Genomic DNA, 4643 nt, shown 5'->3' on the forward strand with positions numbered 1-4643 from the left:
GGTGGAGCTGCATGACAAAGTCATCGGGCATTATCTGAACATAAAACACTATCAATAAGTTGGAGTCATTACCGAATATATCAGCCTGAATGCTTTCATATTCCAGCCACACCACGGTGTTGGTAAACGCATAGATCTCGAGCGGTAAACCATTATCACCTGGAGCCAGTTGGCGTACCATTAAAGTCATATCTTTACGAATCCGCGGATGGTTACGCAGATATTCGTTCAGATAGGCACGAAAGGTTCCAATATTGGTCATTCGGCGCAGGTTTAATACCGACTCCGTAGAACCTTGCTGGCGATTCCACTCATTAATTTCCTGATGGCGGCTGGTTAAATAAGGCTTTAACAAATGCGCTTTATTCAGACGTTGCATTTCGTCTTCATCAAGAAAACGAATACTGGTGACATCAATACTGATACTGCGCTTAATACGTCGCCCGCCAGATGCTGACATCCCGCTCCAGTTTTTAAAGGAGTCAGAAACCAGAGACCAGGTGGGAATAGTGGTAATGGTATTGTCCCAGTTACGCACTTTGACGGTGGTTAACCCAATATCGATCACCGCGCCATCCGCGCCGTATTTCGGCATCTCCAGCCAGTCGCCCAGTTTCAGCATATCGTTCGCGGAAAGCTGAATACCTGCCACCAGACCAAGAATCGGATCTTTAAATACCAACATCAGCACGGCAGCCATTGCACCAAGACCGCTGATCAGAATCGCTGGCGACTGACCAATCAGCAGCGAGATCATCAAAATGCCGACCAGAATCGCGCCGATCAGTTTAATCCCCTGAAATATCCCTTTCAGCGGTAACTGAGATGCTGCCGGGAATTTCTGCGCCAGATTCAAAATAACATCCAGCAACGAGAAGACTGAAAGCAGCGCATACATCATGATCCACAACTGCGCGCAGGTAGTCAGAATATCTGCCGCTTCGGTGCCTTTTTGCAGTCAGAATACCGCCTGAATATTGACGATAATCCCCTGCAGGGTAAAAGCTAAACGGTGGAAGAGTTTATTCTGGGTAATGATTTGCAACCAAAGCCGTGAACTGGCGATGGCACGTTTTTCGAAGGTCCGCAGTACCACCCAATGCAAAATAATATGCACCACGACGGCGGTCAGAAAAATAATACCGAAAATCATCACCATCGAGGTGGTGTGATCGATCTCAATACCCGCTAAATCTTCAACCTGGGATATTAAATCCTGCATAACGTCTCCTTTATACAACAGCAGCCTATGATGACGGCTGAAACAGGGTTATGCAAATCAGGAGAATCTGAGGGGAAATAGCCGGGCAGATGCCCGGCAAGAGAGAATTACACTTCGGTTAAGGTGATGTTTTGCGGCAGACGTGATTTCGGCAGCGTAGCGTTAAAATCTTCAACGCTGTGATGACCTACCGGAACAACCACCAGACTGGTGTAGCCTTTCTCTTTCAGACCAAATTCTGCATCGAGGATGGCGGCGTCAAAACCTTCGATGGGTACCGCGTCCAGACCCAGCGCCGCCACGCCGAGCAGGAAGTTACCGACGTTGAGATAAACCTGTTTTGCCATCCACTCTGCATCATCATGCAGATCTTTACGGTGCATATCAGCGAAGAACTTGCGACCTTTATCGTTCGCGGCTTTCGCTTCCGGCGTGGCAAAGCGGCCATCAGCATCTTCCTGGTCAACAACCAGCTTCAGCCAGGCATCGTCCATCGCGGTTTTTGCACAGAACACCACGACGTGCGAGGCATCAAGTATTTTACGTTCGTTGAACACATAATTACCGGCAGCGGATTTGGCAACACGCGCTTTACCTTCTTCCGTGCTGGCAACAATAAAATGCCACGGCTGGGAGTTGGTGCTGGATGGGCTGTATTGCAGGAGAGTTTTGATCTGCTCGGCCTGTTCCGGGGTAAGTTTTTTACTGGCATCAAATGCCTTAGTGGAATGACGCTTTAAGGCGACAGAAATGATATCCATAAAGACTCCATGTGAAAGTAATTTTGCGTGCCAGCAGATTACAAGGTTCAACGAGAAATGGTAAGCGAGAAAAATGCGCTATAGATTTCCGCTTTAGCCTGGACGCACTCTTTTTTGATCGCGTTTAGCCAGACCATCAACCACCAGATTCCACGAATCGTTGATCAGATCGCGAAGTAACGCTTCGGAGATTTCCTCGCCGGGATACACCGAAATCCAGTGCTTTTTATTCATGTGATACCCTGGCTTAATGCTTGGGTATATTTGCTGATTTAACAGGGATTTTTGTGGATCGGACTTCAGATTGATAAAGGGGACGCCGCGTAGCTCCGACGACAGCATAAAAATCTTGCCGCCAATTTTAAAAACATCGAACTCCGGGCCAAAAGGCCAGCAAAGCTCGACAAAGGGTAACTCAAGGGCCAGGCGTTTCGCCGTTTCGTGCAGTGATTGCTTATCCATAAACGTTCCTTTAGGCGAAGGAGAATAAGCAAAGTATGCCGCGAAGTACGGCGATAATCGACGTTTAATCCGCCAGCGAGAACCAGCGTCGCCAGATAAAGCGCAGAACAAAATACTCAATAGCGCCCAGCACTAAAAACCACAGACAAAACAATAAAGTGTAAAGCTGACTAAGATCCATCAGATGGAACGTGCTCACCAGTTTTTGTGCCAGCGTCAGCCCCAATGCGGGGGCGGGAAGCAGCAGGCAAGAGAGGAAAGCCATCAGCAAAATGCCTGCTGCGGTGGTCAAGGTTTCTAAAGGGTGTTTCATAACATTGTTAAATGTAAGTTAAAACACCATTGTCAGGGATATTCTTCTGTAAGGCAATTCCCGACTTAGTCACCGGCCCAGATCTCACAATGCTTTTTCACCAGCCCAATCAGCGAGCCGCCATCGGCGACGAAATCGCGCATCAGCTGCGCTTCATTCAGACCGCTGACGACCTGGCGATGCAGTGCTTCAATTGCGCTCGATGCGCCAATTTTATGTGCGGAAGGGGCGATTTTTTCCAGCAATCGCAAGGTATCTTCCGTTAGCGGTCGACGATCACCAGTGTGCGGATCGGTAATGACGCCTTCCAGCCCATAGCGACAGGCCTGGAAACGGTTGAATTTATACAGCAGGTAATCTTTCTCCTGATGTTTGAACGGGCGTTCCGTCAGTAACCAGTGGGCGGTGGCCTGAATTAATCCCGCCATATTTACCGCGTGGCTAAGGGTTAACGGGGTATCCATCACCCGAACCTCCACCGTGCCAAAATGAGGACTGGGGCGAATATCCCAGTGCAGATCTTTAATGCTGTCGATCATCGTGGTGTAACTCAAACAGCGAAATAGGGCTTCAAATTGTTGCCAGTTACTGACCCACGGCATCGGGCCATTATCAGGAAAGGCGGAAAAAATATTCGGTCGTGAGGAGGCAAAACGCGTATCCGTTCCCTGCATATATGGCGACGCGGCGGAAAGGGCGATAAAGTGCGGCACAAATCGTGACAAGCCGTGCAGCAAATAAATGGCGTCATCGCCACTGGCGCAGCCAACATGGACATGCTGACCAAAAACGGTCGCCTGCTGAATGAGATAACCAAAGTTTTCCAGCGTGCGTTGATAGCGTTCGTTATCGCATACCTCCTGACGCTGCCATTTCTGAAACGGGTGCGTGCCACCGCCGCAAATTTCCAGATGATGGTCTGTGGCTGCCTGCAATACGACTTTCTGCATCGCTGAAAACTGCCCGGCAGCCTGGTTGATATCACGGCAAACATCCGTCGCCAGCTCCAGCATACTTTCGGTGATATCGTGCTTTACCTCTCCGGCCGTGATCTTATTTTTAACCGCGTCAATCAGCATTGAAGAGTCCTGGCTTAAGTCATAGCCCGGCGGATTAACCACCTGCATTTCCAGTTCAATACCGAGGGTAAAAGGTTCAGAAACATGAAAATCGGGTAATGGCATAGGTTTCTCTTATGTTGGCGTTTTCTATTCAGTATAGAAGTCGGAGCGGCTGGGCGAGATGTGGAAGTTCTGGAATGTTTCTTTTTTTTGGTGATGGTGAACTGATGGTGCCTGAAGCAATTTGGCTACTTTTGCAATGTGACAAGTTATGGCAGTGCTGACTGGTGGCGAAGAATTTTGACGATTGAGTCATGCAGAAAAAAACGGGTTCAGCTTCAGTTGATTAAATGAGGAGTGAGAAGTCCGAAACAGGACTCACTGTATAAATAAACAGCTATTTTGTTGAGGAAGGGTAAGATAACGGCGGGTGCCTGAAGCTTTCCGGTTTCAGGTTTACTCTGAGGTCTGGAAAGATGAAGCCCCAGGAGATATTTCTATCAACCCTGGGGCTGCCACTCCAAACCCGAACAATTTGGATGGTAGTCCCTTCTTCGCATGGAGGCAATATAAACATGCTGACGAAATATGCCCTTGCGGCAGTCATAGTGCTGTGTTTAACGGTGCTGGGATTTACGCTTCTGGTCGGAGATTCGCTGTGTGAGTTCACCGTAAAGGAACGTAATATTGAGTTTAAGGCTGTTCTCGCTTACGAACCGAAGAAGTAGCCGTTGTGCGGGGAGCAATCCCATAAGCGCTAACTTAAGGGTTGTGGTATTACGCCTGATATGATTTAACGTGCCGATGAATTACTCTCACGATAA

6 protein-coding genes and 2 pseudogenes are annotated in these 4643 nt (G+C 48.5%); 2 read left to right on the plus strand and 6 right to left on the minus strand.

The features are described 5' to 3' along the window. The first annotated feature begins 1 nt into the window (after position 1). The gene (locus RTW80_RS31655; protein ID WP_003032489.1) at positions 2-58 is read left to right on the plus strand and encodes an IS1 family transposase; all 57 of its coding nucleotides are present in this window, start codon (positions 2-4) and stop codon (positions 56-58) included. 12 nt (positions 59-70) lie between these two features. Here RTW80_RS31655 and ybdG read toward each other — a convergent pair. From ybdG to RTW80_RS22550, 6 genes and pseudogenes are all read right to left on the minus strand, one after another. Then, positions 71-1222: pseudogene (gene ybdG, locus RTW80_RS22525) on the minus strand (mechanosensitive ion channel YbdG); the annotation flags it as partial. Between the two features lie 107 nt (positions 1223-1329). Continuing rightward, positions 1330-1983: an oxygen-insensitive NAD(P)H nitroreductase gene (gene nfsB, locus RTW80_RS22530; protein WP_000351464.1), complete on the minus strand. Its 654-nt coding sequence runs from the start codon at positions 1981-1983 to the stop codon at positions 1330-1332. A gap of 93 nt (positions 1984-2076) precedes the next feature. Further along, on the minus strand, positions 2077-2445 hold the full coding sequence (locus tag RTW80_RS22535) for an MmcQ/YjbR family DNA-binding protein (RefSeq protein WP_000360951.1): 369 nt from the start codon (positions 2443-2445) through the stop codon (positions 2077-2079). Positions 2446-2509: 64 nt separating this feature from the next. After that, on the minus strand, positions 2510-2758 hold the full coding sequence (locus RTW80_RS22540; RefSeq protein ID WP_000682514.1) for a DUF1158 domain-containing protein: 249 nt from the start codon (positions 2756-2758) through the stop codon (positions 2510-2512). 65 nt (positions 2759-2823) lie between these two features. Next, on the minus strand, positions 2824-3942 hold the full coding sequence (locus RTW80_RS22545) for a YbdK family carboxylate-amine ligase (protein ID WP_001130654.1): 1119 nt from the start codon (positions 3940-3942) through the stop codon (positions 2824-2826). Between the two features lie 215 nt (positions 3943-4157). After that, positions 4158-4426: pseudogene (locus RTW80_RS22550) on the minus strand (hypothetical protein). Between RTW80_RS22550 and hokE the strand changes: the two are divergent. After that, positions 4395-4547, plus strand: a complete 153-nt coding sequence (gene hokE / locus RTW80_RS22555; protein WP_000956455.1) for a type I toxin-antitoxin system toxin HokE — start codon at positions 4395-4397, stop codon at positions 4545-4547. The pseudogene RTW80_RS22550 and the gene hokE sit on opposite strands and share 32 nt — an antisense overlap. Positions 4548-4643 lie beyond the last annotated feature (96 nt).

Origin of the sequence: Escherichia sp. AM3 (assembly GCF_032029835.1) — a bacterium.
In the GTDB taxonomy this organism is placed as follows: Bacteria; Pseudomonadota; Gammaproteobacteria; order Enterobacterales; family Enterobacteriaceae; genus Escherichia; species Escherichia coli.

What these genes read in the sequence shown, in the direction of transcription:
- RTW80_RS22545 (WP_001130654.1), bottom strand. Translation starts at nt 3,942, where the DNA reads ATGCCATTACCCGATTTTCATGTTTCTGAACCTTTTACCCTCGGTATT.
- hokE (WP_000956455.1), top strand. Translation starts at nt 4,395, where the DNA reads ATGCTGACGAAATATGCCCTTGCGGCAGTCATAGTGCTGTGTTTAACG.
- RTW80_RS22540 (WP_000682514.1), bottom strand. Translation starts at nt 2,758, where the DNA reads ATGAAACACCCTTTAGAAACCTTGACCACCGCAGCAGGCATTTTGCTG.
- nfsB (WP_000351464.1), bottom strand. Translation starts at nt 1,983, where the DNA reads ATGGATATCATTTCTGTCGCCTTAAAGCGTCATTCCACTAAGGCATTT.
- RTW80_RS22535 (WP_000360951.1), bottom strand. Translation starts at nt 2,445, where the DNA reads ATGGATAAGCAATCACTGCACGAAACGGCGAAACGCCTGGCCCTTGAG.